26 protein-coding genes, 1 other RNA gene and 3 pseudogenes are annotated in these 25,231 nt (G+C 36.9%); 24 read left to right on the plus strand and 6 right to left on the minus strand.

Features of this window, described 5'->3' with window-relative positions; translation table 11 throughout:
• Positions 1-38: 38 nt before the first annotated feature.
• The 12 genes from tpiA (at position 39) to ssrA (ending at position 12,854) form a co-directional block, all read left to right on the plus strand.
• A complete protein-coding gene (tpiA, locus tag BUB96_RS00365) occupies positions 39-803 on the plus strand; it encodes a triose-phosphate isomerase (protein WP_073294682.1) in 765 nt (254 codons plus the stop codon).
• Positions 796-2,322: a 2,3-bisphosphoglycerate-independent phosphoglycerate mutase gene (gene gpmI / locus BUB96_RS00370; protein ID WP_073294490.1), complete on the plus strand. Its 1,527-nt coding sequence runs from the start codon at positions 796-798 to the stop codon at positions 2,320-2,322. Before tpiA ends, gpmI begins: the two co-directional genes overlap by 8 nt.
• A 123-nt stretch (positions 2,323-2,445) precedes the next feature.
• Positions 2,446-3,738, plus strand: coding sequence for a phosphopyruvate hydratase (gene eno, locus BUB96_RS00375; protein ID WP_073294493.1), 1,293 nt, complete (start codon positions 2,446-2,448; stop codon positions 3,736-3,738).
• Between the two features lie 246 nt (positions 3,739-3,984).
• Positions 3,985-4,662: a PepSY domain-containing protein gene (locus BUB96_RS00380; protein WP_073294496.1), complete on the plus strand. Its 678-nt coding sequence runs from the start codon at positions 3,985-3,987 to the stop codon at positions 4,660-4,662.
• Positions 4,663-4,920: 258 nt separating this feature from the next.
• Positions 4,921-6,318 carry an ISLre2 family transposase gene (locus BUB96_RS00385; protein WP_073294499.1) on the plus strand — a complete coding sequence of 466 codons (1,398 nt, stop codon included), beginning with the start codon at positions 4,921-4,923 and terminating at the stop codon, positions 6,316-6,318.
• A 204-nt stretch (positions 6,319-6,522) separates the two neighbouring features.
• Positions 6,523-6,744 (plus strand): preprotein translocase subunit SecG, encoded by a 222-nt coding sequence (gene secG / locus BUB96_RS00390; protein WP_073294503.1) that lies wholly within the window; start codon positions 6,523-6,525, stop codon positions 6,742-6,744.
• Between the two features lie 172 nt (positions 6,745-6,916).
• Positions 6,917-7,648: an alpha/beta hydrolase gene (locus BUB96_RS00395; RefSeq protein WP_073294507.1), complete on the plus strand. Its 732-nt coding sequence runs from the start codon at positions 6,917-6,919 to the stop codon at positions 7,646-7,648.
• Positions 7,649-7,738: 90 nt separating this feature from the next.
• Positions 7,739-10,063, plus strand: coding sequence for a ribonuclease R (gene rnr / locus BUB96_RS00400; RefSeq protein ID WP_073294511.1), 2,325 nt, complete (start codon positions 7,739-7,741; stop codon positions 10,061-10,063).
• 22 nt (positions 10,064-10,085) lie between these two features.
• The gene (smpB, locus tag BUB96_RS00405) at positions 10,086-10,556 is read left to right on the plus strand and encodes an SsrA-binding protein SmpB (RefSeq protein WP_073294514.1); all 471 of its coding nucleotides are present in this window, start codon (positions 10,086-10,088) and stop codon (positions 10,554-10,556) included.
• A gap of 134 nt (positions 10,557-10,690) precedes the next feature.
• Positions 10,691-11,386, plus strand: a complete 696-nt coding sequence (locus BUB96_RS00410) for a histidine phosphatase family protein (RefSeq protein ID WP_073294518.1) — start codon at positions 10,691-10,693, stop codon at positions 11,384-11,386.
• Positions 11,387-11,589: 203 nt separating this feature from the next.
• Positions 11,590-12,342 carry a helix-turn-helix domain-containing protein gene (locus BUB96_RS00415; protein WP_073294521.1) on the plus strand — a complete coding sequence of 251 codons (753 nt, stop codon included), beginning with the start codon at positions 11,590-11,592 and terminating at the stop codon, positions 12,340-12,342.
• Positions 12,343-12,486: 144 nt separating this feature from the next.
• Positions 12,487-12,854: a transfer-messenger RNA gene (gene ssrA / locus BUB96_RS00420) on the plus strand.
• Between the two features lie 229 nt (positions 12,855-13,083).
• Here the strand turns inward: ssrA and BUB96_RS00425 are convergent.
• The 6 genes from BUB96_RS00425 to BUB96_RS10205 all read right to left on the minus strand — a co-directional run bounded on the left by BUB96_RS00425 (position 13,084) and on the right by BUB96_RS10205 (position 17,750).
• Entirely contained in the window at positions 13,084-13,542 is a 459-nt protein-coding gene (locus BUB96_RS00425; protein ID WP_073294524.1) for a hypothetical protein, read from the minus strand.
• 37 nt (positions 13,543-13,579) lie between these two features.
• Positions 13,580-14,728, minus strand: a complete 1,149-nt coding sequence (locus tag BUB96_RS00430; RefSeq protein WP_073294527.1) for a site-specific integrase — start codon at positions 14,726-14,728, stop codon at positions 13,580-13,582.
• A 130-nt stretch (positions 14,729-14,858) separates the two neighbouring features.
• The gene (locus tag BUB96_RS00435; protein ID WP_084136557.1) at positions 14,859-16,328 is read right to left on the minus strand and encodes a hypothetical protein; all 1,470 of its coding nucleotides are present in this window, start codon (positions 16,326-16,328) and stop codon (positions 14,859-14,861) included.
• A 272-nt stretch (positions 16,329-16,600) separates the two neighbouring features.
• Positions 16,601-17,131 (minus strand): site-specific integrase, encoded by a 531-nt coding sequence (locus BUB96_RS10095; RefSeq protein ID WP_327020637.1) that lies wholly within the window; start codon positions 17,129-17,131, stop codon positions 16,601-16,603.
• Positions 17,040-17,510 carry a tyrosine-type recombinase/integrase gene (locus BUB96_RS10100; RefSeq protein WP_268761842.1) on the minus strand — a complete coding sequence of 157 codons (471 nt, stop codon included), beginning with the start codon at positions 17,508-17,510 and terminating at the stop codon, positions 17,040-17,042. The genes BUB96_RS10095 and BUB96_RS10100 overlap by 92 nt, the downstream gene beginning before the upstream one ends.
• Positions 17,511-17,624: 114 nt before the next feature.
• Positions 17,625-17,750 (minus strand): integrase, encoded by a 126-nt coding sequence (locus BUB96_RS10205; RefSeq protein ID WP_143274237.1) that lies wholly within the window; start codon positions 17,748-17,750, stop codon positions 17,625-17,627.
• Between the two features lie 678 nt (positions 17,751-18,428).
• Between BUB96_RS10205 and BUB96_RS10355 the strand changes: the two genes are divergently transcribed.
• The 12 genes and pseudogenes from BUB96_RS10355 (at position 18,429) to BUB96_RS00505 (ending at position 25,181) form a co-directional block, all read left to right on the plus strand.
• A complete protein-coding gene (locus BUB96_RS10355; RefSeq protein ID WP_234945758.1) occupies positions 18,429-18,572 on the plus strand; it encodes a hypothetical protein in 144 nt (47 codons plus the stop codon).
• 26 nt (positions 18,573-18,598) lie between these two features.
• Positions 18,599-18,985, plus strand: coding sequence for a DUF302 domain-containing protein (locus BUB96_RS00450; protein ID WP_073294534.1), 387 nt, complete (start codon positions 18,599-18,601; stop codon positions 18,983-18,985).
• 18 nt (positions 18,986-19,003) lie between these two features.
• Positions 19,004-19,255: an SHOCT domain-containing protein gene (locus tag BUB96_RS00455; protein ID WP_073294538.1), complete on the plus strand. Its 252-nt coding sequence runs from the start codon at positions 19,004-19,006 to the stop codon at positions 19,253-19,255.
• 38 nt (positions 19,256-19,293) lie between these two features.
• Positions 19,294-19,635, plus strand: a pseudogene (locus tag BUB96_RS00460) (multicopper oxidase domain-containing protein).
• A gap of 267 nt (positions 19,636-19,902) precedes the next feature.
• Positions 19,903-20,205 (plus strand): rhodanese-like domain-containing protein, encoded by a 303-nt coding sequence (locus tag BUB96_RS00470; RefSeq protein ID WP_073294549.1) that lies wholly within the window; start codon positions 19,903-19,905, stop codon positions 20,203-20,205.
• A 2-nt stretch (positions 20,206-20,207) separates the two neighbouring features.
• A pseudogene (locus BUB96_RS00475) lies at positions 20,208-21,868 on the plus strand (FAD-dependent oxidoreductase).
• Between the two features lie 7 nt (positions 21,869-21,875).
• Positions 21,876-22,166 (plus strand): rhodanese-like domain-containing protein, encoded by a 291-nt coding sequence (locus BUB96_RS00480; protein ID WP_073294552.1) that lies wholly within the window; start codon positions 21,876-21,878, stop codon positions 22,164-22,166.
• On the plus strand, positions 22,163-22,423 hold the full coding sequence (locus tag BUB96_RS00485; RefSeq protein WP_073294555.1) for a metal-sensitive transcriptional regulator: 261 nt from the start codon (positions 22,163-22,165) through the stop codon (positions 22,421-22,423). Before BUB96_RS00480 ends, BUB96_RS00485 begins: the two co-directional genes overlap by 4 nt.
• A gap of 287 nt (positions 22,424-22,710) precedes the next feature.
• Positions 22,711-24,030, plus strand: a pseudogene (locus BUB96_RS10440) (IS1380 family transposase).
• A 278-nt stretch (positions 24,031-24,308) separates the two neighbouring features.
• Positions 24,309-24,491: an SHOCT domain-containing protein gene (locus tag BUB96_RS00495; protein ID WP_010620812.1), complete on the plus strand. Its 183-nt coding sequence runs from the start codon at positions 24,309-24,311 to the stop codon at positions 24,489-24,491.
• Between the two features lie 11 nt (positions 24,492-24,502).
• Positions 24,503-24,766, plus strand: coding sequence for an SHOCT domain-containing protein (locus BUB96_RS00500; RefSeq protein WP_017866944.1), 264 nt, complete (start codon positions 24,503-24,505; stop codon positions 24,764-24,766).
• Positions 24,767-24,794: 28 nt separating this feature from the next.
• Positions 24,795-25,181, plus strand: a complete 387-nt coding sequence (locus BUB96_RS00505) for a DUF302 domain-containing protein (protein WP_010620814.1) — start codon at positions 24,795-24,797, stop codon at positions 25,179-25,181.
• Positions 25,182-25,231 lie beyond the last annotated feature (50 nt).

Below are 25,231 nucleotides of genomic sequence, written 5' to 3' on the forward strand. Positions count from 1 at the left end.
TGGGAAATAGGGAAATAATTGATTGGAAAGGTGATATTGTGAGAAAACCAATTATCGCAGGAAATTGGAAAATGAACAAAACACTCGCTGAAGCAGAGGAATTCGTTCAAGCAGTTAAAAATAATATTCCAGCAAATGATGTTGTAGATGCCGTTGTAGGTGCACCAAACATTTTCACTCAAAAATTAGTGGAATGGACAGAAGGTACTGATTTAAAAGTAGCCGCACAAAATAGCTACTTTGAAGATGAAGGTGCCTTTACAGGAGAAACAAGTCCTAAAGCACTTGCTGACTTAGGAACAGATTATGTTATTATTGGCCACTCAGAACGTCGAGATATTTTTGGAGAAACAGACGAAGAAGTCAATAAAAAAGCTCACGCTGTTTTCAACCATAAGATGTTACCTATTATCTGTGTGGGTGAATCTTTAGACCAACGTGAAGCTGGAGAAACAAATGAATGGGTTTCTGGTCAAGTAAAAGCAGCTCTTGAAGGCTTAACAGCTGAACAAGTAAAAGAATTAGTTCTTGCTTACGAACCTATTTGGGCAATTGGTACAGGTAAAACAGCAACATCTGAACAAGCAAATGATACAATCAAAGTCATTCGCGAAACGGTTCAAGAATTATATGACGAAGAAACTGCAGAAGCTGTTCGTATTCAGTATGGCGGTTCTGTAAAACCTGACAATATTGCTGAATTATTGGATCAGTCAGATATCGATGGTGCGCTTGTTGGTGGTGCTAGCTTAGAAGCTGACTCATTCTTAAAACTATTAGAGGCGGCGGATAATAATGACTAAATCACCAGTAGCCATCATCATTTTAGATGGTTTTGGATGGCGAGAAGACGACCATGGAAATGCAGTCAACCAAGCAAATAAACCAAACTTTGATCGTTATTGGAATGAATTTCCACATAATACGATGCAAGCTTCTGGTTTAGCGGTTGGGTTACCTGAAGGACAAATGGGGAACTCTGAAGTTGGACATACCAATATTGGTGCAGGACGAATTGTTTATCAAAGTATTACACGTATTGATAAAGCTATCGCAGATGGTGACTTTGCCAAAAACGATGTGCTACTAAATACGTTTAATCATGTAAAAGAAAATGATTCAGCTCTTCATTTATTTGGTTTAGTGTCTGACGGTGGCGTGCATTCGCATCAAAGACAGTTAAATGCAATCATCCAAGATGCAAAAAGCAATGGGATCGAACGAATTTATATTCATGCATTTACTGATGGTCGTGACGTTGCACCAGATTCTGGAGCGGATTCGATTAAAAAATTACAAGAATTTTTAGCTGCAGAAGGCGTTGGTGAAATTGCTACGGTTTCTGGACGTTTTTACGCAATGGACCGAGACAATCGCTGGCCTCGAATTAAGAAAGCTTACGATGCGATTTATCATGGGGAAGGGAACCATGCAGAAGATCCTGTAGAAGCAGTCAAAAATAGTTATAAAGAAGAAGTTTTTGACGAGTTTATTATTCCAACAGTTATCGAAAAAGATGGTCAACCGATTGCAAAAGTTGAAGATAATGACGCAATTATCTTCTTTAACTTCCGACCAGACCGTGCGATTCAATTGTCCCGCGCGATATCGGAAGAAAACTTTAGTGAATTTGATTTAGGAGAAAAACCTAAAGGCGTCTTTTTAGCAACCATGACCAACTATACCGATGAGATGAATGCGGAAGTTCTTTTCCCACCACAATTGATGAAAAATGTTTTGGGTGAAGTATTGTCTGATGCCGACATGGACCAAGTTCGTGTGGCTGAAACGGAAAAATTCCCGCATGTCACATTCTTTATGAATGGTGGCGTCCATGAAGAATATCCTAAGGAAAGTCGTATCTTAGTGCCTTCACCACAAGTTGAAACCTATGATTTACAACCTGAAATGAGTGCCTATGAAGTAGCGGACACATTGATTGAAGGAATTGATGAAGATAAATACGATGCGATTATCTTAAACTTCGCTAACCCTGATATGGTTGGACATTCTGGTAAACTAGATGCTACAATCAAAGCAGTAGAAGCAACGGATGAGAATCTAGGTCGTGTTGTGGATAAAATTCTTGAAAAAGATGGTTATGCCATTATCTTTGCCGATCATGGAAATGCGGATACAGTAATTACGGACGATGAGCAACCACATACTGCTCATACGACGGTTCCGGTTCCTGTGATTGTGACGAAAAAAGGTTTAACGTTACGTGGTGACGGAAAATTAGCGGATGTTGCCCCTACTATGCTTGAATTATTAGGGATAGAACAACCTGCTGAGATGACTGGTCAAAGCTTAATTAAATAAGGTTATTCATTTAGCGAATATTTGTATTCGTTAAAAATAAAAGGTAAAATAAAAAATGTTATCTAGCTATGTTTTGAATAAATAAACATAGCTAAATACATACAAAATAAGGAGAATAAAGAAATGCCATATATTATTGATGTAAAAGCCCGTGAAGTTTTAGACTCTCGTGGAAACCCAACAATCGAGGTAGACGTTGTAACAGAATCAGGTGCATTCGGTCGAGGAATTGTACCTTCTGGAGCTTCAACAGGTGAACACGAAGCTGTTGAATTACGTGATGGCGACAAAGACCGTTACTTAGGTAAAGGTGTTTTAAAAGCTGTTGAAAACGTAAATGACATTATTGCTGAAAAAGTTATTGGTTTAGATGTTCGTAGCCAACAAGAAATCGATAAATTATTAATCGATTTAGATGGTACACCAAACAAAGGTAAATTAGGTGCTAACGCAATTTTAGGTGTTTCTATCGCTGTTGCACGTGCAGCTGCAGAATATTCAGGCCTACCACTTTCACAATATTTAGGTGGTTTCGGTGGAATCCAATTACCAACACCAATGATGAACATTGTTAACGGTGGATCACACTCAAGTGCACCTATTGCATTCCAAGAGTTCATGATTTTACCAGTAGCTGCTCCTTCATTTAGAGAAGCTCTACGTTGGGGAACAGAAGTATTCCATTCACTACAAGCAATCTTAAGCGAACGTGGATTAACAACAGCTGTTGGTGACGAAGGTGGATTCGCTCCAGAATTTGATGGAACAGAAGATGCTGTAGAAACAATTATGGCAGCTATTGAAAAAGCAGGATTAAAACCAGGCGAAGATGTTATGTTAGGGTTTGACATTGCTGCTTCAGAATTCTACGAAGACGGTAAATACAACTATGCTAAATTCGAAGGGGAAGGCGCACCTGTTCGTTCAGCTGAAGAACAAGTAGACTACCTAGAAGAATTAGTAAGCAAATACCCAATCATTTCTATTGAAGATGGTATGGACGAAAACGACTGGGATGGTTGGAAAGTATTAACTGATCGTCTAGGCGACAAAGTTCAATTAGTTGGAGACGACTTATTTGTAACAAACACTGAAAAATTAGCTGAAGGTATCGAAAGAGGAATTAGTAACTCAATCCTAATCAAAGTTAACCAAATCGGTACACTTTCAGAAACATTTGCAGCAATTGAAATGGCTAAAAAAGCTGGCTTTACAGCAGTTGTTTCACATCGTTCTGGTGAAACAGAAGATACAACCATTGCTGACATTGCAGTAGCTACAAATGCCGGTCAAATTAAGACAGGTTCAACTTCAAGAACAGACCGTGTAGCTAAATACAACCAATTGTTAAGAATTGAAGAACGTCTAGGTGACGTAGCTGAATACGCTGGTAAAGACGCATTCTACAATCTTTAATTCAACTCTTTAAGTAAAAGAATAAAATTCAATCCAAGACAGCCTTATACCCTTTTGGTATAGGGCTGTTTTTTTTGGATAGAACATCAGCGATATCCAATATTGCATAACCATTAAGCGTGAATGCACATGCTTTGACATGAAAAAGGGTTTAATTTAAACTGTAGATGAGATTAAATGATGGCTTAAACAGGGAAATGCTCTTTGGAATAGCCCAAAACGATTTAAAGATAAGGAGAAGAGATTATGGATACAACAATTTTTAGAAAGTGGAAATTAGGCTTTGTCTCTCTTTCAGCGCTTGCACTTTTAGCCGCTTGTGGAACAGACAATGATCCCTTGCCTGATACCGAAACGCCGGATACAACCGAAGAACCCGCAGAGGATCCAGCAGATACTGAAAATGGAACCGATGAACAAACGGATGATCAAACAGGCGAAGAAGAAACAACGGATTCATCTGATACAGCAGGTACGGAAGACACGGAAACAGGCACAGCTTCAGAAGGTCTCCTTTCAATGACCTTTCAAATATCACTAGAAGACGCGGTCCAAACTTTCCATGACACATTTGGTGAGACCGTAAATATTGAAGAAGTCGAATTTGATGAGGATCATGGAGAATACTATTACGAAATCGAAGGTTGGGAAGGAACTACAGAATATAAATTAGATATTCATGCCAATACCGGAGATATTCGCAAAGAAAAAACCAAAGAAAATCAAGATCCGGATGATGAGATCTTAGAAATCGAAAATTATATTACGCCAGAAGAAGCTATGCAAGCAGCTGTTGATGCTTCCTCAACAGATTTTGTTGAAGAATGGACCTTAGAGTTCGAAGATGGACGCCCAGTTTACGATATTGATTTACAAGGCGCTGACGACATAGAAATAGATGCTGAAACAGGTGAAGTGCATTAATTCTTAGTCAAAGCCTCTTCCTTGGGTAAAACACTAGTTAGATAGTTTTTCTAATAAGTTTAAAAGAAGATGCATCTACTTTGCATCTTCTTTTTCGTATTTCCGAGGGAGGGGCTTTCTTTATAAAGACGAAAACAAAAGAATTTGTCTGAAAACTATGTGTATAATGTTTCTCGGAAAGACCAATATATATAATTAGACAAAAAGAAAGAAGACCTCTATTCTAAAATCACTACAACAATAGAAAGAGGTCTCCTTATGGATAATATTATATCAGAAATTGTAGAGATTATACATCACAACCAGTCGCTTATTGACATTGAAATGGCTATGGATACCTATTTTATGGAGATTCTGAGTCAATTATTTTCCAAAGCACTCGAACGTATCGACTTGGAATTAATTCTGGACTACAAGGATAAAGGCTTTGAAATTGACCGGATTGAAGAGCGAACTGTTCAATTCAGCTTTGGACCAGTGGTCTTAAAAAGACGCCGTATGCGCAAAAAGGGTGAGAAAAGTATTGTCCCTTTAGATATAGCTATCGGTTTAGAGAAACACAAGCGATACTCACCTTTGGTGGAGATGAAGGCTGTGACATTAGCCTCTGACTCGGTTTACCGAAAGGCTTCTGATGCGATTGAACTATTAACGCCCTTATCGATTAGTCATGGAGCGATTCATTCAATGACACAAAGAATTGGAGAAACCATTCAAAAATGGACAGATGAAGCGCCTCTTCATGATGAAACATCCATCAGAGACAAGAAAAAAGTCCCTGTACTCTTTATTGAGGGAGACGGCTTACTACTGAAGGGCTCTAAAGAAAACCGTCCGCAGCTGCATCGTGTACAGATTCATGAAGGGGTCACTGTGAACAGTAAGCGTCCAGAACTAATAAATATTTTACTCTTTGAAAGTACTGAATCAAGCCGTAAGGCTTTTGAACGCGCAGGAAAATGGTTGGAGAAAAAATATGATTTAAGGGACACCATCGTAATCTCAAACAGTGATGGTGGAAGTGGGTATGAAAGAGATAAATTTGATGCGATTATTGGTCAAACGAAGCGGCATGAGCACTTTCGAGATCCTTACCATGTGAACAGAAAGATCAAAGAACGTCTGAGTTTTGATAAGCAAATGGCCAGCGCCATGATTCGAGCCGTCCGCTTATATGACCAGGCTCAGATTGAAGCTGTTTTAAACACGACCTTATCACGGATTGATGATGATATAAAAGAAAAAGACTACATAGAAAATGTGTATAAACTCGATCAATATATACAGCGCAATTGGGAAAGTATTAAACCGATAAGAATGAGGGGTTTACCTGTCCAAAAGGGCTTAGGTGTTTGTGAAAGCAATCATCGACCGTTTAGTTATCGCATGAAACACCAAGGGCGAGGTTTTACTAAAAAAGGTGCTGGAAACTTAGCAGCTGTCATCTCAGCCCGTCGAAATGGTTCATTTTTAGAAATCTTAACAACTGAACTGCCAGTGCTGAAAGAAGAAGGAAATAATCAATTTAAATCTGCCGTAAGAAACGCTTTGAAGAAAGGGAAAGTCCAACCTTCACGAGGTGCGGTAACAGGTAGAATCGCAAATTATGGGCCAACTTCTAGTCCTATGGGACGATTGGCAGGCATGTTTAGGTAGTAAGCCTCTTCGCTGTATTCAAATGACCCTAGTCATTTGAATACAGCGAAGAGAAGTAGAATTGTGAATTGAATAAGGTCTTATTTTTTAGGAAACAGGTTTCCGAGGAAATATTGACACATACGTCTGAAAAATTCAATAGAAATCAATCTTCATTTATGTTAATCTTAGTAATGTAGAAATTTTTTGAAGGGAGTCCCGTAAATGTATAATATCGTAGTCAATTTGATGCTCATTTTATCGGTGTTTTCAATTATTGTGATTGCTATGCAACCAACAAAAACTAAAAGCTCATCCAATGCTTTTATGGGGAGTAGTGAATTATTTACTACTCAAAAAGCCAGAGGATTCGAAGCCTTTTTAATTAAGGTCACTATAGGGTGTTTAATTCTGTTTTTTGCTTTGGCCCTATTCTTACAGTTGTAAGGAAATAGTCAAATCAGTTAAGCCTATCTGAGCGTTTGAAAGGAATGGGGGTTCTATTGAGGATACTTCACTTCTTTTCAATCATCGGATAGGCTTTTTGTTGAATGAAAGCAATTATTAGAGTACAGACCAAAACTATTGTAAAATGAATAAGAACTATGAGGTGGTTAGAATGAATAAAAAATTAAAGTATGAAAAAAATGGACCAAAGGCCGTAATTTTGTTTCACGCATTTACCGGAACACCGCTTGATGTGAATGCGGTAGGGAAAGCGTTAGAAAGAGAAAATTATACGGTGATTATGCCGACTTTAGATGGGCATGATTTAGACGATCCAAATGAAATTTTGAAATATGGCATTAAAGATTGGGTAAAAAATGGCGAGGAAGCCTATCAAACCTTAAAAGAGGATGGATATACTGATATTTCCGTCTTTGGCCTATCTTTAGGGGGCGTAATTGCGACACATCTCATGTTAAATGAGGACGTAAAAAGTTATGGGGTATTTTCATCGCCGGTAATTTCAACGTCTGAAACCAATGTCCCTAAAATGTTTTGGCAATGGTACACATTCAAAATGAAAAAGCTAGGCGCTGAAGATGCAGAAATCCAAGCTAAAAAAACTGACGTCATGAATCGCGTAGAAGATATCTTAATAGGAATTAATGACTACACTGAAGAATTGTCAAAAGCTTATGATACCGTCCAACTTCCTGTCTTCATTGCACAGGGTGGAGCAGATCAAATGATTTCGGCCAAGCAGGCAGGAGCTTTCAAAGACGCATTAACCCAAGCACCTGTTGATTTCCATTGTTATGAAGAAGCGCCTCATGTCATTACCACCGGACGCGTTGGGAAACAATTACAAAAAGACTTAATCGCATTTTTAGAAAAAAATGCCTAAAGAAAAAATGAAGAAAGACACAACTACTTTATTACAAACAAGTTGTAAAATATGAAAAGTAAGTTGTTTTAGAATGGAGGTTTTTAACGAATGACTCAAAATAACCAAGAATTAAAAGAAAGTATTATTCATTATATGGAGCGTACTGCTGAAGATAGTTATTACGTCAAAGATATCAGTGAAGGAATAGAGAAAACATCTTCGGATGAATTTAAAGAAGTGGTTAAAGCCCTCGCAGCATTAGAGCGAGATCGTCGCGTATTATTAACGAAAGATGGACAGTTTAAAATTTTAGAACCTGAACCCACCTTTGTTGGGAAGTTTAGTGGAACCGAACGAGGCTTTGGTTTCGTGGCTATCCCAGATTTCGAAAAAGATATTTACATCCATCAAAATGACGTCAACACTGCGTTAAACGGGGACATCGTGCGAGTTGAACTAACAAAAGACGCACAGCCTTGGAAGGAACGAGCCGCTGAAGGAAAAATAGTTGAAGTCGTTGAACGAAGTACAGAAACGGTGGTTGGAGAATTCCATGCCTATACAGACGAAGAAGTAAAAGAATATCAGATATATGGCTATGTGCATCCAGAAGACCGTAAACAAAAACATTTAACCGTTCAAATTGAAGATAAAGGCTTACGTCCGGTGGAAGGGCAAATTATCATTGCTGAAATTACCCAATTCCCACGCTACAAAGACGAAGACTTAAAAGGCATTGCAACAAAAATTATTGGGCACCGAGATGACCCAGGCATTGATATTCTGTCAATCGCTTATAAACATGGCATCGAACCAGAATTCCCCAAAGAAGTGCTCGAGGAAGTCGAAAAAGTCCCAGATACGGTTCTCCCTGAAGAAATAGAAAATCGTAAAGACTTACGTGGACAAAAAATTATAACCATTGATGGAGAAGATGCGAAAGATTTAGACGATGCCATTAATGTAGAAGTTCTTGAAAACGGAAATTATTTCCTAGGCGTACATATTGCGGATGTTTCCCATTATGTGCAAGCAAATACGGCACTTGATGAAGAAGCGTATGACCGAGGGACCAGTTCTTACTTGATTGACCGAGTAATTCCGATGCTTCCTCAAAAGTTATCAAATGGAATTTGTTCCCTTCATCCAAATGCTGATCGATTAACCTTAAGCTGTGATATGGAATTTAACCATCGGGGAGACGTTGTAAACTATGAAATCTATCCTAGTGTTTTAAGTTCATATCGCCGGATGTCGTATAACGAAGTGAATCGTATTTTAATGGATGAAGATCCAGCGATGATGGATAAACACGAAGATCTAGTGGAAATGTTCCATTTGATGGAAGAATTGCATACGATTTTAGAAAAGAAACGCTCAAATAATGGGGCGATTTCCTTTGATTCAACAGAAATTGATTTTGAAGTGGATAAAGAAGGAAAACCATTAAATATCTCAGTCGTTGAGCGAGGAATTGGTGAGCGGATGATTGAGTCCTTTATGCTGGCGGCCAACCAAACAGTATCCGAGCATTTTTCAAAACGTGATTTACCAATTTTATATCGAGTGCACGAACAACCTGACGAAGCTAAAATGCAGAACTTTTTAGAATTTGCATCGGCTTTAGGCATTCGCATTCAAGGAACAAAGGAAAAAATTTCACCTAAAACCCTTCAAAGTGTCTTAGATGAAACAAAAGGCGAACCGTATGAACAAGTCGTTAATATGCTGATGCTGCGCTCTATGCAGCAGGCAAGGTATGATGTGCAACCTTTAGGACACTATGGGTTAGCAGCAGAATATTATTCGCATTTTACCGCGCCAATCCGTCGATATCCCGACTTAACCCTCCACCGTTTAATTCATTATTATCAGGAGGAAGGAACGGATAAAAGAAGTAAGGACTATTGGGCAGAGCGATTGCCAGAAATTGCGGAACATAGCTCAATGGCTGAGCGTCGAGCAGTGGATGCGGAACGTGAAGTGGAAGACTTGAAAATGGCAGAGTACATGGTGGATAAAGTAGGTATGGAGTTTGAAGCGATTATTGTATCGATTACAAACTTTGGTATGTTTGTCCAGGTGGAAGACGCGATTGAAGGTTTGGTCCATCTTTCAACGATGAAAAAAGATTATTATGAATTTAATGAACGAAGCATGATTTTAATCGGAAAAAGAACAGGGCAAGTTTTCAGAATCGGGGAAACCGTCAAAGTCAAACTTATGAATGTAGATGTCGAGCAATATGATATTGACTTTGAATTAGTGGAAGATACGAACAACAAGAAAAAGGGTCAGAAAAAAGAAGCGTCTAAAAAGAAAAAGCCCAAAGACACGAAGAAATCGAAAAATATCGATTTTGAAATTCGCGGTCGAGACAAACAAAAAGGACCGAAAAAAGGAAAAAGAAAAGGCAAAGGTAGAAAAAAATAGAAACTAAAGGAAGGTGAGTGGATTGTCAAAAACTAAACATCAAAATCCGACAATCGCTCAGAACCGAAAAGCAAGACATGATTTTGACATTCTAGAAACGATTGAAGCCGGTATTGTTTTAAGAGGTACTGAAATTAAATCAATTCGTAAAGGTTCGATCAACCTTCAGGATGGCTTTGCTGGCTTTCGAGGCGATGAGCTCTTTTTATACAATGTGCATATTTCTCCATTTAAAGAGGGAAATCAATTTAATCATGACCCGCTACGTACAAGAAAGCTCCTATTAAAACGTAAAGAACTGAATCGTTTGATGGGACTCTCTCAACAAGCAGGACATACCTTAGTCCCTCTTAAAGTTTATATTAAAAATGGAGTAGCGAAAGTTTTACTGGGTCTAGCAAGAGGGAAGAAACAATTTGACAAACGTGAAACACTCAAACGTAAAGACCAACAACGTGAAATTCAGCGCGCATTAAAAGATCGGTACAATTAAATCCCAAACATAGACTCTTTCTACCATAGAAGCAGTCTATGTTTTTTTATTGAACGAAAAAGAATTATCAGTTAATAAAATGCCTAATTTTTGCTATGATTATAAGGAGAAAAAGAAAGGATGTATAAAACAATATGAAAGATTATGGAACAACCATTTATTTCGTAAGACATGGAGAAACTTACTTTAATTTCTATAACCGCATGCAAGGCTGGGGAAACACGCCTCTCACACCACAAGGGGAAATAGATGTCCGACGAAGTGGTCACGGATTAAAGGATATAAAATTCGACGCCGTATATTCAAGTGACCTCACAAGAACCGTTGACACAGCCGAACTAATCTTAGGCGAAAACGAAGAAACAGACCCTGATATGGAAATCGTTATGATGCCTGAATTCCGAGAAATATTCTTCGGTATCTTTGAAGGGGAATATAACGACACCGTTTATAAAAAAGTAGCGGAACATTTAGGCATTAAAACAGCCGAAAAAATGTTTAGTGATGTCAATCAATTTGAGCGGATGGGTGCCTTTAAAGAAATGGATCCTTATGGCCATGCTGAAGACTTTATGGAATTTTGGCTGCGTGTCGAAAAAGGGCTCCTCAAAATCATTGACAAACACCGAGACACAGGTCACAACATCTTACTTGTCGCTCACGGTGGAACGATTCGTCTAATTTTAGAAAACTTAATCCCAGACTTAGATGATCCCAACCCATTGTTAAACGCGAGCGTGTCTGTCGCTCACTATGACAATGGCCTTTACCACTTAGATCAGTATGGTGATGTCTCGCATTTTGTAGACGAAGAAGAATTAGATAATTAATTAAATAAATATTGAAAGAGAGAGCTGCTTTTTTAGGCAGCTCTTTTGGTTCAAACCTTTTATATTTTTATTGGTAAACCTTGTTACGAAAGGATGCTACAAATCGTGGCATTGAAAAATATGAGATTAGATGATCATTCTTCAAGTTGTTGCTAGGCAAAAAGAAATTCATCTGCTAAAGTTTACACAAGGAGGTGGACGAAATGGATATTGGAAAGAAATTGAAAGAGAAAAGGCAAGAAGCTAACCTCACTCAAAAAGAGTTGGCAGAAATTTTACATGTTTCAAGACAAACCATTTCAAGCTGGGAAGTTGGACGAACATATCCTGATTTAGATGTGTTAGTAGCCATTAGTGAATTATACGATACCCCTTTGGACGATTTATTAAAGGAGGATTCAGAAATGGTAAAAAATATCACTGCAAAAGTAAAGAAGAGTGAACGTCGAAAGATGACAAATATTGTGTTAGGTTTATTGCTATTAGTGTTAATAGGAACTAGTTTATTCTCTGCTTGGAAAAGACATCAAAATAACCAAGCAAATACTTATGGATTAAAACCCAATGATCTAATAGAAAGCACTTGGGAAATGGTCTATGCACCAACTGAAAATCTTGTTCAATCGAATTTATTTTTTGATTCGAAAAATTTAATTATAAGAAATAAATACGCACCAGGTGCAATTAAACCAAACATTGATGTTAACGATTTAGTAGAATCATCGTCTGAAGAATGGTCTGAAATGGGCTTAGAAGAGGGCATGGTGCATTATGAAGATTTAAATATAGAAGTTGTTGAGGATACATATATTGTTTCTGCGCATGGTTATCAGCAAAGATTTGAACGTTTAAGTGATAGCGTGATCCGAGATACGAATGGAACAGAATATTTCAAAGTTCAGTCTTCTTTCTCTCAGAAAGATTTTAACACCCTTAAAGAACAACTCAATGAGTAATTAAATATTGAAAGAGAGAGCTGCTTTTTAGGTAGCTCTTTTGCTTAATAAGTAGCGAAAAAGTTGCCAGAACACGCGTAAATCTTGACTTTAAGCCAAACAAATGTTATTATAATAGTGCCTCAAGAGAGGCATTTCGAATACGGGGTTGTTCTGGATTCGACAGGCATAGGTTGAGCTTGAACTACGTTTTGCAGGTGATGACTGCACCAACAACGTCACAGTTTAAACTTAACTGACAAACAAGAAAATAATTTTGCTTTAGCTGCGTAAGCAGCCTTTAAGCGATCCGAACTAGTATCGCCCATGTGCTAGCTAGGGTCTCAAATTAGAAGTGGGATACGCTTAATCCTTACGTCTGGAGACTTAAGAAGAGACTAAACGGACTAGCAAAGCATGTCGCCTGTTATATGGCGTATGTGGCGCGAAACCTCTAAATAATATAACTATGAACGTAAACGTTGAAGTGACAATATGTCTGGACAGGGGTTCGACTCCCCTCAACTCCATAATAGCTTTACTAAGGTTTCCTAACAGCTTCTAAACGCTGGTAGGAAGCCTTTTTTAATTCTAAAGCTTTGCTTACAAATGCTATAAACCATTACCAACCATTACCATTTCCATTACTACTCGAAAAATGGTAATGGTTTAGCATGATTATCGACTAGAAACCTGTCAACATAAGGATTTATTGAGCCATTACTCATTTAAAAAGGGTAATGGTTTTTTATTTCAAATCATTCATTTAGAGATTAGTTTATTAATACTTGATTTTTTAAGTCCTGTATTCCATAAAATTTTAATATTAAATCCAGTTTTACCATAGCTTAATCGATACCAGTAGTAATTAATGTATTCTATGACTCCAAATAAGAAGATAGCGACAGCAACGATTAGATCTTTAATATCTGTTTGGGTTGCTGGGATGGCAATGACTATTCCGAATAAAGCAATCAGATTCAATATTTTTAGAGTTCTTAGGAGTCGTATTACTATAGAGTGTACTTTTTTTTGATAAACAACTAGTGTATATCGATAAAACCAATAGAGACTTCCTTGCAAAAGGATAAAAATAAGAAAAGAAAAAACAATGAAACTTGCCTTTCCTAGACTAAATGAACAATAAACAAAGATAAATACAATCACCGCTGCTAATTCACCGGTAGCTAAGCTTAATAATTGTTTTTTAAATTTTTTCAAATAATCACCTCAAACTGCTGTTTTTATTTGGTATTATTTAATTCTCCATAAACTTCGCAAATTTATCTGCAGTGTCTTTCTTTTCTTCTTTTGTGACATGCGCATAGATATTCATTGTTGTTTGAATATCTGTGTGTCCTAGACGAGCCTGAACATCTTTTATTGAAGCGCCCATAGAGAAGAGGATACTACAATGCGTGTGTCGCAACCCATGAACGGTAATTTGTTTGAGTCCATTACGCTTTTGTACATTTCTCATACGGTCATTGGGTACATTAATCGAATAGAAGTTATTTCTCGTATTCGCAAAAACATGCTGATCGGGTGTATTGGTATTAAAACCCAGTTTCAGCATAAATTGAGCCTGATACATCTTCCACTGCTTTATAAGCTTCATCGAGTCATAATCCATATCAATTACTCTTCGACCATTCACTGTCTTCGTAGGTTGCACGATAATCTTATTATTTAAGCCCCTAGTGAGTGTTTTATTGATATTGAGGGTAGATGTATCGAAATCAATATCTGACCATTTAAGAGCCAACAGCTCCGATTTACGAGCACCACTATATGCTAGTAATCTGAAATATGTGTACCAATTCAGATCTAAATCTTCTTTTACATATTCTAAAAATTCATTTAATTCCTCTTTACTATAGAAATTCTCAAATTCACTTTCTTCAATCGTCTCAATCCGTTTTGGAGCTGTCACTTTGTCGAATGGATTGCTGTCAATAATATCCATTCTTAAAGCATAATCAAATACACGATGCGCATAATTCTTTATCCGTCTGTAATTGACAAGCTTATCACGCCATTTATTTAATTCAGACTGGCAATGATCAGGTTTTATTCCACGAATATTCATGCCATCAAAAGAGGGGACGATATGATTCTTAAAGTCACGCATTGTCTTATTGAGGGTAGACTCTTGAACATTGTCTATATACTCAGATTCTAGCCACAATTCATAGACGTCGTTAAAAGTACTTCGTTTCCTCTGAGATGGAAAACCATTTTTATTAAAATCATTAATTAATCTTGCTTCAGCAATTTCTGCTTCTTTCTTCGTTTTAAAGCCTCTTCGTTTACGATAGACTTCTTTATCTGTTACTGGATCAATTCCAATATATGAATGAAACATATATCGAGTGTCACCGTTCTTTAATTTGTATTTCTTTATCATTAATATCTTTTCCTTTCATTCACGCACACGCCTATGCTTTATGAAATCAAGGATATTAAATGTTAATTGTTTTATAAAAATTATTATTTGTTTTAACACTGTATATTAAGGATTAACTCTTTTGCAAGGTTTATTCAATTTCAATGAACTCAAATGTACTCCCATTATCATCAGAAACATAACGCGCTCGCGCATTATTTAAGTAATCACCGTCAATACCTTGGTTGACATACAAAATGAGTTGGTTGTTTTCTTCATAAGGTAATTCGGGATAGTCAAAAGGCTCGAATTCACTGTCATTTTGCTCGACAATCACAGGAGGCAGCTCAACTCTTTCAAAAGTTTGGCCACCATCAGCAGTTCGAAATAAATTAGCATTCGCTCCACCATTATGAGAAAGAATAGCGAATCCTAAATTTTCATCAATAAAATGGATGCCATCAGCAACTCCCGTTGACCCAAGGAAAGGATCAGAATTTAGCATATTCCAATTCTGGCCACCATCTGTCGTATGTCGTAAGCCGTAATAGCGGCTGCCTGTCATAGCATCAAGAATCACTAACTGATAGCCAACTTCTTCATTTAAAAAGGTTTCTTCGGCAATTTCTTCTTCTGAGAAATAATTAGGATCATTTGCTTGTGCTTCTTCAAGTGCTCTTTGTTCATCAAATTCTTGAATCAATTCAGGGTCATATGAAATAAAATAAGTTGGAAAATCAGAACCTAAATTTTCAAAATATATTACAAAAGAATAGCCTACATGAATTTCCCTACGAGGGCGTATACGATCGACCAAACCATTTTCATCATAATATCTAGTTAATTCGAAGTTATCCGTGCGAGTTTCAAAACCTCCGTAAGAAAGAATTAACGTCTTATCCGTCTGATCGCCAAAAAGTTCATAAACCGCTGTAGTGTTTAAACCATTGAGTAAAGGTTGAAATTTTTTATCTTCATCATAAGTAGTATCTACATAGTTATCCAAATGAATCTCCAACTGATCGCTTTTGTTTTCATCATAAGTAATTAAATAAGTATCGGTGCCGCCTGATTCGTCTTCACCATACAAAAATCCATAAAAATCAGTGATTTCTCCGTCGCTAGTAAAAGTAAGTGAAACGTCTTCAGCAATATACAATTCTTCTGGAAGGTCTACTTCTTCGCTAACAACTTCTACTAATCCATTTAGTCCATCCTTATAAATATTATTACGCTCAAAAGCGACTTCACGTTCAGAGTTAAATTCCTGAAGGTACCAAGATAATTTTCCGTTATAGGGAATTGAGCTTTGATAAATATGATAGCCGGTGGACAGAGTGATGCCACCAATAAGAAGCGGTGCAATATAAGACCACAATCGAATAATTTTCATAAATTTCTCATCTGGTTTTTGAGTTTGCTGAGTGTCCTTTTGTTTCCTTGTTTTGTAGATAGCGTAGATGAACCATGAAAAGAGTAGAATAAATGTGGCAATAATAATAGGAACACGACGGCTTATACCACCGTAGCGTGCCAATTGAGCTAAGTAGTAACAAGCAATTGTATAAATTACAAGAACAATAGGATTGAGTAGCTTGGCTCGGTTAATAGTTTTTTTCAATTGTTAAAACTCCTTTGAAGTTAGGGTAAGCAAATTGTACCGCAAATAAAATGGTTGTCGAGTAGGTTTTACTCAGAAAAGCGCATGTATAAATTAAAATATATGCTTATTAGAATACTTAACAAGCTTTTAAAAGGTTCCCCTAGCCAATAAATATGCACTGCTCCAAAAACTAAAACAAGGAAGATAAGACTCATAATCATACTTAATCCTGAAAATACCACTTCTTTTTTACTAATAATTAACCTCCTCTCCAATTCGTAAATAAAAGCTTAGTTCTCCATAAACTTCGCAAATTTATCTGCTGTGTCTTTCTTTTCTTCTTTTGTGACGTGAGCATAGATATTCATTGTTGTTTGAATATCTGTGTGTCCTAGGCGAGCCTGAACATCTTTTATTGACGCTCCCATAGAGAAGAGGATACTACAATGCGTGTGTCGCAATCCATGCACCGTAATTCTTTTAAGTCCGTTACGCTTTTGCACATTTCTCATACGTTCATTCGGCACATTGATTAAATAGAAATTATTCCTAGTATTTGAAAAGACAAGTTGATCGGGTGAATTCGTATTAAAACCGAGTTTCAGCATGAACTGAGCTTGATACATCTTCCACTGCTTTAAAAGCTTGATAGAGTCATAATCCATATCAATCATTCTTCGACCGTTCACTGTCTTCGTAGGTTGCACGATAATCTTGTTATTTAGACCCCTAGTGAGTGTTTTGTTGATGTTGATGGTAAGATGTATCAAAATCAATATCCGACCATTTAAGAGCCAACAGCTCCGATTTACGGGCACCACTGTAAGCTAATAGTCTAAAATATGTGTACCAATTTAGTTCTAAATCTTCTTTTACATATTCTAAGAACTCATTTAATTCTTCTTTACTATAGAAATTCTCAAATTCACTTTCTTCAATTGTTTCAATCCGTTTTGGAACAGTTACTTTATCAAAGGGATTGCTGTCGATAATATCCATTCTTAAAGCATAATCAAATACACGATGCGCATAATTCTTTATGCGTCTGTAATTGACCAGCTTATCACGCCACTTATTTAATTCAGACTGGCAATGATCAGGTTTTATATCACGAATGTTCATGTCATCAAAAGAGTGGACAATGTGATTTTTGAAGTCACACATTGTTTTATTGAGTGTAGACTCTTGAACGTTATCTATATATTCAGATTCTAATCACAAGTCATAAACATCGTTAAAAGTACTCCGTTTCCTCTGAGATGGAAAACCATTTTTATTAAAATCATTAATCAATCTTGCTTCAGCAATTTCTGCTTATTTCTTCGTTTTAAAGCCACTTCGTTTACGATACACATCTTTATCTGTCACTGGATCAAGTCCAATGTACGAATGAAACATATATCGAGTGTCGCCATTTTTTAAACTGTATTTCTTTATCATTATTATCTTTTCCTTTCATTCACGCACACGCCTATGCTTTATGAAATCAAGGATAGCAATAATTTTTTTGCTTAATTAGAGTATAACACAGCCTCAAAGCAGTTGGGAAGGCTACCTAGAGGGGTGTATGTGTCATTATTTCCTCGGAAACTTATTTTAAAAAAACAAGAAACATTAAGACCTTATTCAATTTTTATGTACTCTTCATTTCCATGTATTCAATCGCCAAAGTCGGTTGAATACATAGAAAAGACTATATTATCTAAATATACTTGCACTTTGGATTTTATAACAGATAATTTTTAGTAAAAGGCATAAAGCCTGAAAGTCAACTGCTAATGAAGTAAAATTTCTATACCGTATGCTATACCTGACTAACGTTTCTGCTATCGCAAAGAGATCTTTAAATAGTAATAAAATATGCTAAAAGGCTTGTTCAATTATACCCCGGGGTGTATAATAGGTGCGAAATATGAAAGGACGATTGTATGCTACTAAGAAAATTGATAAGTAGTGTATTAATAGGAGGCATCAATGCTTTTGGCATAATGAGACCAAACACTGGATTAGCAGAACCGTATCATCACAATCCTACAAGAGAACATTTTAATATTGAGGTTATGAATCAAAGACATGACTCAAGATTTTATAGAAATCATTGCCATGAAGATTACCACAATGAACCATACTGGCAAAATAATTATGGAAATTTCAGAAGAAATCGTGAATCAGACAACGAATTTTATCCAAACGGACTACCGCAATATTACAACTCTCATCATTATAGAACGAATCGATAGAACAAAAATGATTGTATTGTAATCTTCATTGAAAGAGAGGGAATGTAAATGAACTTCAAGTATGAAATTAAAACAAATAAATCATTCCAGACAGCCATTGAAGATATTACCGATAGTCTCAAAGAAAGAGAATTTGGCGTATTGTACCAAGTGAATTTCAAAGAAAAGATTGAAGCTAAAGGCTTAGATTTTTCTACGAATTTTGAGGTGTTAGAAGTATGTAACCCTGGACAAGCAAAGGAAGTACTGGAAAAAAGTATTGAAGTAGGCTATTTTCTACCTTGCAAAGTCGTCGTTTACGAGAAAGAAGGCGAAGTATATATTGGACTTTTAAAACCCACAGTATTGATCGGCTTGCTTGAAGATGATTGTTTGAAAACAATTGCTGAAGAAGTGGAAAACACTTTGAAAGAAGCGATTCAAGCAGTGGTTTAAAAAGGGGAGGATTGCTTTATGTACCATTGGTATGGCATGAGAGGACATTGGTGGAGTTGGCTCGGTTGGCTTGCAGTGCTGATTATTGCCCTTTTGATTGTGTATATTCTTGTGAAAACATTGAATGATCGCTCAGATTTTCTGGCAGAAAAGGAAGACTCGACCGCAGAAGCATTGAAAATATTGAATGAACGATATGCGCGTGGTGATATTTCGGAAGAGGAGTACTTGCATCGCAAAGAGATTTTAAGAGAAGACCGAACACGATAGAACAGGCACTTAATTTGTATCGCTGTAAATTCGGGCGTATGAATATAGTAACCATTAATGGACGTAAATTTGATCCGAATCGAATCGATTTAAGACAAGAACAAGGCGTTACAGAAGTTTGGGAGATTTATAATCGTCCCTATATGGTGGGTGGGATGACCCATCCATTTCATATCGAAGGGACACAATTTAAGGTTATTTCACGTGATGGCATTGAAGTATCCCCAAATGAGCAAGGGTTAAAAGACAGTGTGTTAGTTGAATCAGGGGAGCGCGTCAAATAATTGGTTTCTTTTCCTGAAAAAGGAATATTTCTGTTCCACTGTCATATTTTAGAACACGAAGATAACGGTATGATGGGGTTAATTGAAGTCTATTAAAGTTTTTCCTTGGACATTTTGAGAGAAGAATAAAAACGATTTGTTCAGATTGAATAGAACAAATCGTTTTTTATTATTCAACAATTGTAAAAAATCATTTATTCATTAAGCAACTAGAAATATAATTTTGTGGGGTGAGGACTGAATGGTTGGTCATTTCTTAACCGATAAACCAATTGACTTGACTTTACATACCGGTGGGGGTATATTATTAGGGTAAATGAATGACAGAAAAGGAAAAAGCACCAAAGAATAAGGAGAGATCACATGTTTTTTAGAAGAATACCTTCTATTTCGACAAAAGATTTAAATGAGAAACTAAATGAAAAGCCTTTGATTATTGATGTCCGTTCACCAAATGAATTTAAAAGCAAACATATTAAGGGAGCAAAGAATGTTCCCCTGGAGACCATTCATTCGTATCATCCTAAACAAAAAGCATATGTAATCTGCGCAAGTGGTATGCGTAGTAAACAAGCAAGCAAAATCTTGGATAAGAACGGCTATGATGTGGTTAATGTCAAGGGTGGAATGCATAAATGGAATGGCCCAACCAAAGGAGGAAAATAGGAATGAAAGTAGTGATTGTTGGAGGGGTTGCAGGCGGGATGTCAGCAGCTACTCGTCTAAGAAGATTAAATGAAAAAGCTGAAATAACGATTTTAGAAAAAGGACCTTATGTCTCTTTCGCGAATTGTGGATTGCCTTACTATGTCGGTGGTGAAATTACAGACAGAGATCAATTGATGGTCCAAACACCTGAAAAATTAAAGGAAAGATTTAATTTGGATGTGCGTGTCCACAGTGAAGCGGTAGCTATTGATTCGCAAGAAAAATAGTAACAGTGGAAAATCAAGAGGGCACCTATACATTATCCTATGACAAATTGATTTTATCTCCCGGAGCAAAGCCGTTTGTGCCACCAACTGAGGGGCTAACAGAAGCAAAGAATGTTTTCACCCTGCGTAATGTGCCCGATGTAGATGCTATTACCCAATTTATAGAAGAGAAACAACCGAAAAAAGCAACTGTCATCGGTGCGGGTTTTATCGGACTTGAAATGGCAGAAAATCTGCATACTCGCGGTTTAGATGTCACGGTGGTGGAAATGGCTCCTCAAGTCTTGCCGCCATTTGATGAAGAAATGGCTGCATATGTTACGGCAGAACTTAAAGAAAAAGGAATCACTTTATATACTGGCGTAGCGGCGGAAGCTTTTGAAGATGAAGGACAAGTCATCATACTAGAAAATGGTGAACGATTGGAAAGTGATTTGACCTTAATGTCTGTCGGGGTTCGGCCAGAATCTGAAATGGCAGAAAAAGCTGGTATTGAGACAGGCATGCGCGGTGGTATATTAGTTGATGAATTTTACGAAACCAGTCAACCCAATATTTATGCAATCGGTGATGCGATTATCGTAAAACAACAATTGACCGGCGAAGATACCATGATAGCTTTAGCTTCACCAGCAAATCGTCAAGGTCGTCAAGTAGCGGATGTGATTGCAGGATATGATAGACAAAATAAAGGAAGTATTGGGACCGCTATTGTCCGCGTATTTGATTTAGTTGCCGCTTCTACTGGACTGAATGAACGCCAGTTATCAGCAAACCATCTTAATTACGAATCGATCCATATCCAAAGCAAACACCATGCTAGCTATTATCCGGGAGCAGAAACCATTGTCTTAAAGCTTTTGTTTAATCCGGAAGATGGAACCATTTATGGCGCACAAGCTGTAGGAAAAGAAGGTGTAGATAAACGGATTGATGTCATTGCAACAGCCATTAAAGGCCACTTGACTGTAGATGATTTGCCAGAATTGGAATTAACTTATGCACCGCCATTTGGTTCAGCTAAAGATCCGGTGAATATGGCTGGCTATGCAGCTATGAACGTCATTGAAGGATTGTCGGATATTGCGCAATGGTATGACTTAGAAGAGTTGCAAAACAACGGCTGGACTTTGCTGGATGTTCGAGATGAAGATGAGATCGAAACAAATGGAGCTATGCCAAATGCTTTAAACATCCCTCTAAATGATTTACGCACACGTTTAGGAGAACTGGATAAAGAGCAATCCTATATAGTAAGTTGCCATAGTGGTCAACGGAGCTATATAGCTGAACGAATGATGAAACAAAGTGGTTTGAATGTGAAAAATCTAGACGGCGCCTTTGCATTGTATTCAATGGCTAAACCAGAGAACATTATTAGAATAAAGGAATGATTGAGTGATGACCAAAGCTATTTCAATTTCTAAATTTAGTGAGCTTTACAAAAGGAATGAACATATTAATATCCTTGATGTACGAGAAGATTTCGAGTATGAGATGGGACATATTCCAGGAGCAAAATCAAAACCATTAAGTACTTTTCCAGTAGAATTGGATAAGGAAAAGACCTATTATGTTATTTGTCAAAGTGGTGGCCGATCTTCTGGTGCCTGTCAGATGTTGACACAAAAAGGGTATGATGTAATCAATGTTGAAGGCGGCATGTCAGCCTGGAGAGGGGAGATGGAATGAGTTCCTTATATGAAAAAAATGTAAAGAACCGTTTAAAGAGGTCTGAAGGTCAAATACGGGGTGTATTAAATATGATGGAAGAAGAAAAAGACTGTAAAGATGTCGTGACACAGTTATCAGCCATTCGCACAAGCATTGATCGGGCTATTGGCCTTATTGTCGCAGAAAATTTGGCACAGTGTCTGAGAGAAGAAAGTGACGAAGAAAATTCTGAATCCATTCAAGAAGCCATCAACTTAATTGTGAGAACCCGATAGTTTTTGTGAACTCTATCCTAAAAAAAGGTTTTCACCATTGATTAAGCTTATTATTTTGACATGTAATTAAATTAAGTATATAGTGTACTTAATTAGAATCATTACAAATAACAGAAAGACCTGAATAATTCATAGTACCTTGTCAGAACAGGCATTTATCCCGCTTTGATAAGGTTTATCACTCTATTCCTTCTTCACCCGTTGGGTGAAGAAAAAAATATACAAAAAGAGCACACTCTATGTTATTGTAAAGTCGACCAAAACAACAAAAACAAGAGGTGTGCTCAATGTCAACTTTACAAGAAAAGCAACTACAATTCAATCCCCATTTGGTTATGTCAAACGATGGCGGTCAATTATCCAATGATTCCGGTCTCCTTTTACTCTTTGAATTTTTTCATAAGATCAAGTTCAAAGAGCTGGTTAACGAGTTATTGATTATTGACGATTCAAGAAACTATTGTACACATGACTATATTGATTTATTTATGCAGGTTCTTGTGCAGTTAATAGCCAGTTACTCAACGGATTCTTCAGCCAACTGGCTACGTCACGATCCAGTTTTTCAGCAGGTGCTAAATAAAACGACCTTAGGTTCACAGTCGATGGTTTCTCGTTTTATTCATCAACTGTCGGAGGAGAATAACGTTCAACTTCAATCAATTGCCAAGGCATTGACCATTATCTATATCGGCCAAAAAAATACACAGCATATGATCATTGACGTGGATTCTACTCACTCAGACACCTTCGGAAAACAAGAATAGACTGATTTCAATACTCACTACGGAACAACGGGTTATCATCCCTTAGTGGCTTTTGATGGACTGACTGGTCTGTTTCTGGGTGCCGAACTTCGTCCGGGCAATGTGTACACGTCTAACAATGCAGAAGTCTTTTTAGCAGACATCATCTCTCAACACAAACAGCACTCATGTGATATGTTTTTAACTGTCCGAGGGGACAGTGGCTTTGCCAAACCTGAGATCTATGAGTTAAGCGAGCAAGAAAAAGTGAAGTATATTATTCGTTTAAAAGTCAATGCACGACTGAAGAACATGGCTCAACAAAAGGTCCTTTACGGACCAGATACAGACTTTACACATAAAGAATCACAGTATTTCAAGATTGATTATCAAGCTAAATCTTGGGAAACGGTTCGTAAAGTAGCTGTAAAGGCCACTCGAGAAGCTGGCGAACTCTTATTTACGACGTTTGAGTTTATCGTATCAAATTTCGTTGATATACCTGCCCAAACAGTGTACAAGCTTTACCAAAAGAGAGGGACAATGGAAAATTATATTAAAGAAATCAAACATGGTTTTTCCTTCGACAAGACCGATAGTTCAACGTTTCTTGCGAATCAGGCTCGCATGATGATGAGTTGTATTGCCTATACAGTCATTCATTTGATGAAAGAGCTAACATTCCCAGATAAAGAGAAAAAATCAACGGTGGCGACTATTCGGTTTAAAGTTTTCCACATTGCTGGAAGGTTGACACGACATGCGCGTAAAATAAAAGTCCGCTTGTCCACAGGTTACGTTTTCTCTTCACTGTTCTGGACAATATTGGAGAATATTCAACAGCTGGTTCTGTTGCATTAGCTACTCCAGAAGATCATATTAATTTTTTGACGATTGTAAGACCAAGGGGTCTTTATACTCTTTTTTCCATCTTTTTGTTTTCGATCTAATTGAGAAGGATATAAAGTGGCATGATAGACAGTTAATACTTAAAAATGTCTAAAAAAGCAGTGAGTTTAATAGAAATAGTTATCCACATTTAGAGGTATGAATAATTCAGGTATATTCGTGAATCCATAAAATCTCCATAAATTGTCAGTAAAGTTAAGGAAGCGGAAATAGAAAAAGGAGGAGACTGCTTGGGACTCATATTATTTGTTATAGTTGGTTATTTCATTTATAAATACTTGGAAGATAAACAGAATGGAACAAGTATTTTTAGAGAGCAGAATAGTGCGTTGGATATTTTAAATGAACGATATGCCAAAGGTGAAATAGATGAGGAAACATATAGAATAAAAAAAGAAACATTAAATGAATAAGGAGTGATTCAATGCACGGCTATTGGTATAACGGTTTTGATAACATGATGAATTTTGGTTATGAGAATAGTTGGTGGTTTATGATATATGATGGATTGAAATTGTTAGTTATTATTGGGGCAGTCATCTTTATCGCAAAAATGCTGATGAATCGTTCGAATAATGACCATGCATCAAACTCAAATCGTGCCATTAATATATTAAAAGAGAGATACGCTAGAGGAGAAATATCAGAGGAAGAGTATAGAGATAAACTAAACAAGTTGAGAGAGTAATCAAAAATATAACGAGGAGAAGAAACCAATGCATATCGTATATGAAAAAAAGACAAACAAGAAACTTGGCGAGGCTATTGATTCGTTAACTGAACAATTAAAAGAAAATGGGTTTGGTGTATTGTGGCAACTTAACTTTAAAGACAAACTTAAGGAAAAAGGATTAGACTTTGAAGAGGATTTTGTTGTAATGGAAGTATGTAATCCTAAAAAAGCAAAAGAAGTTATGGGAAAAAATATCCATATCGGCTATGTTCTACCGTGTAAAATGGTTGTTAGAGAAAAAAATAATCAGACATATATTGGTATGACACGTCCGGAAGCCTTAATCGATTTATTCGATGATTTCAATTTGAATGAAATTGCCAAAGAAGTTGAGGGGACACTTAGACAATCAATAGAATCGACTGTTTAAAAAAAGTAATTAAAGCTGTCTTAAATTGTATTTAGGATGACTTTTTAGTT

This window comes from Atopostipes suicloacalis DSM 15692 (genome assembly GCF_900129085.1).
Lineage (GTDB): Bacteria > Bacillota > Bacilli > Lactobacillales > Carnobacteriaceae_A > Atopostipes > Atopostipes suicloacalis.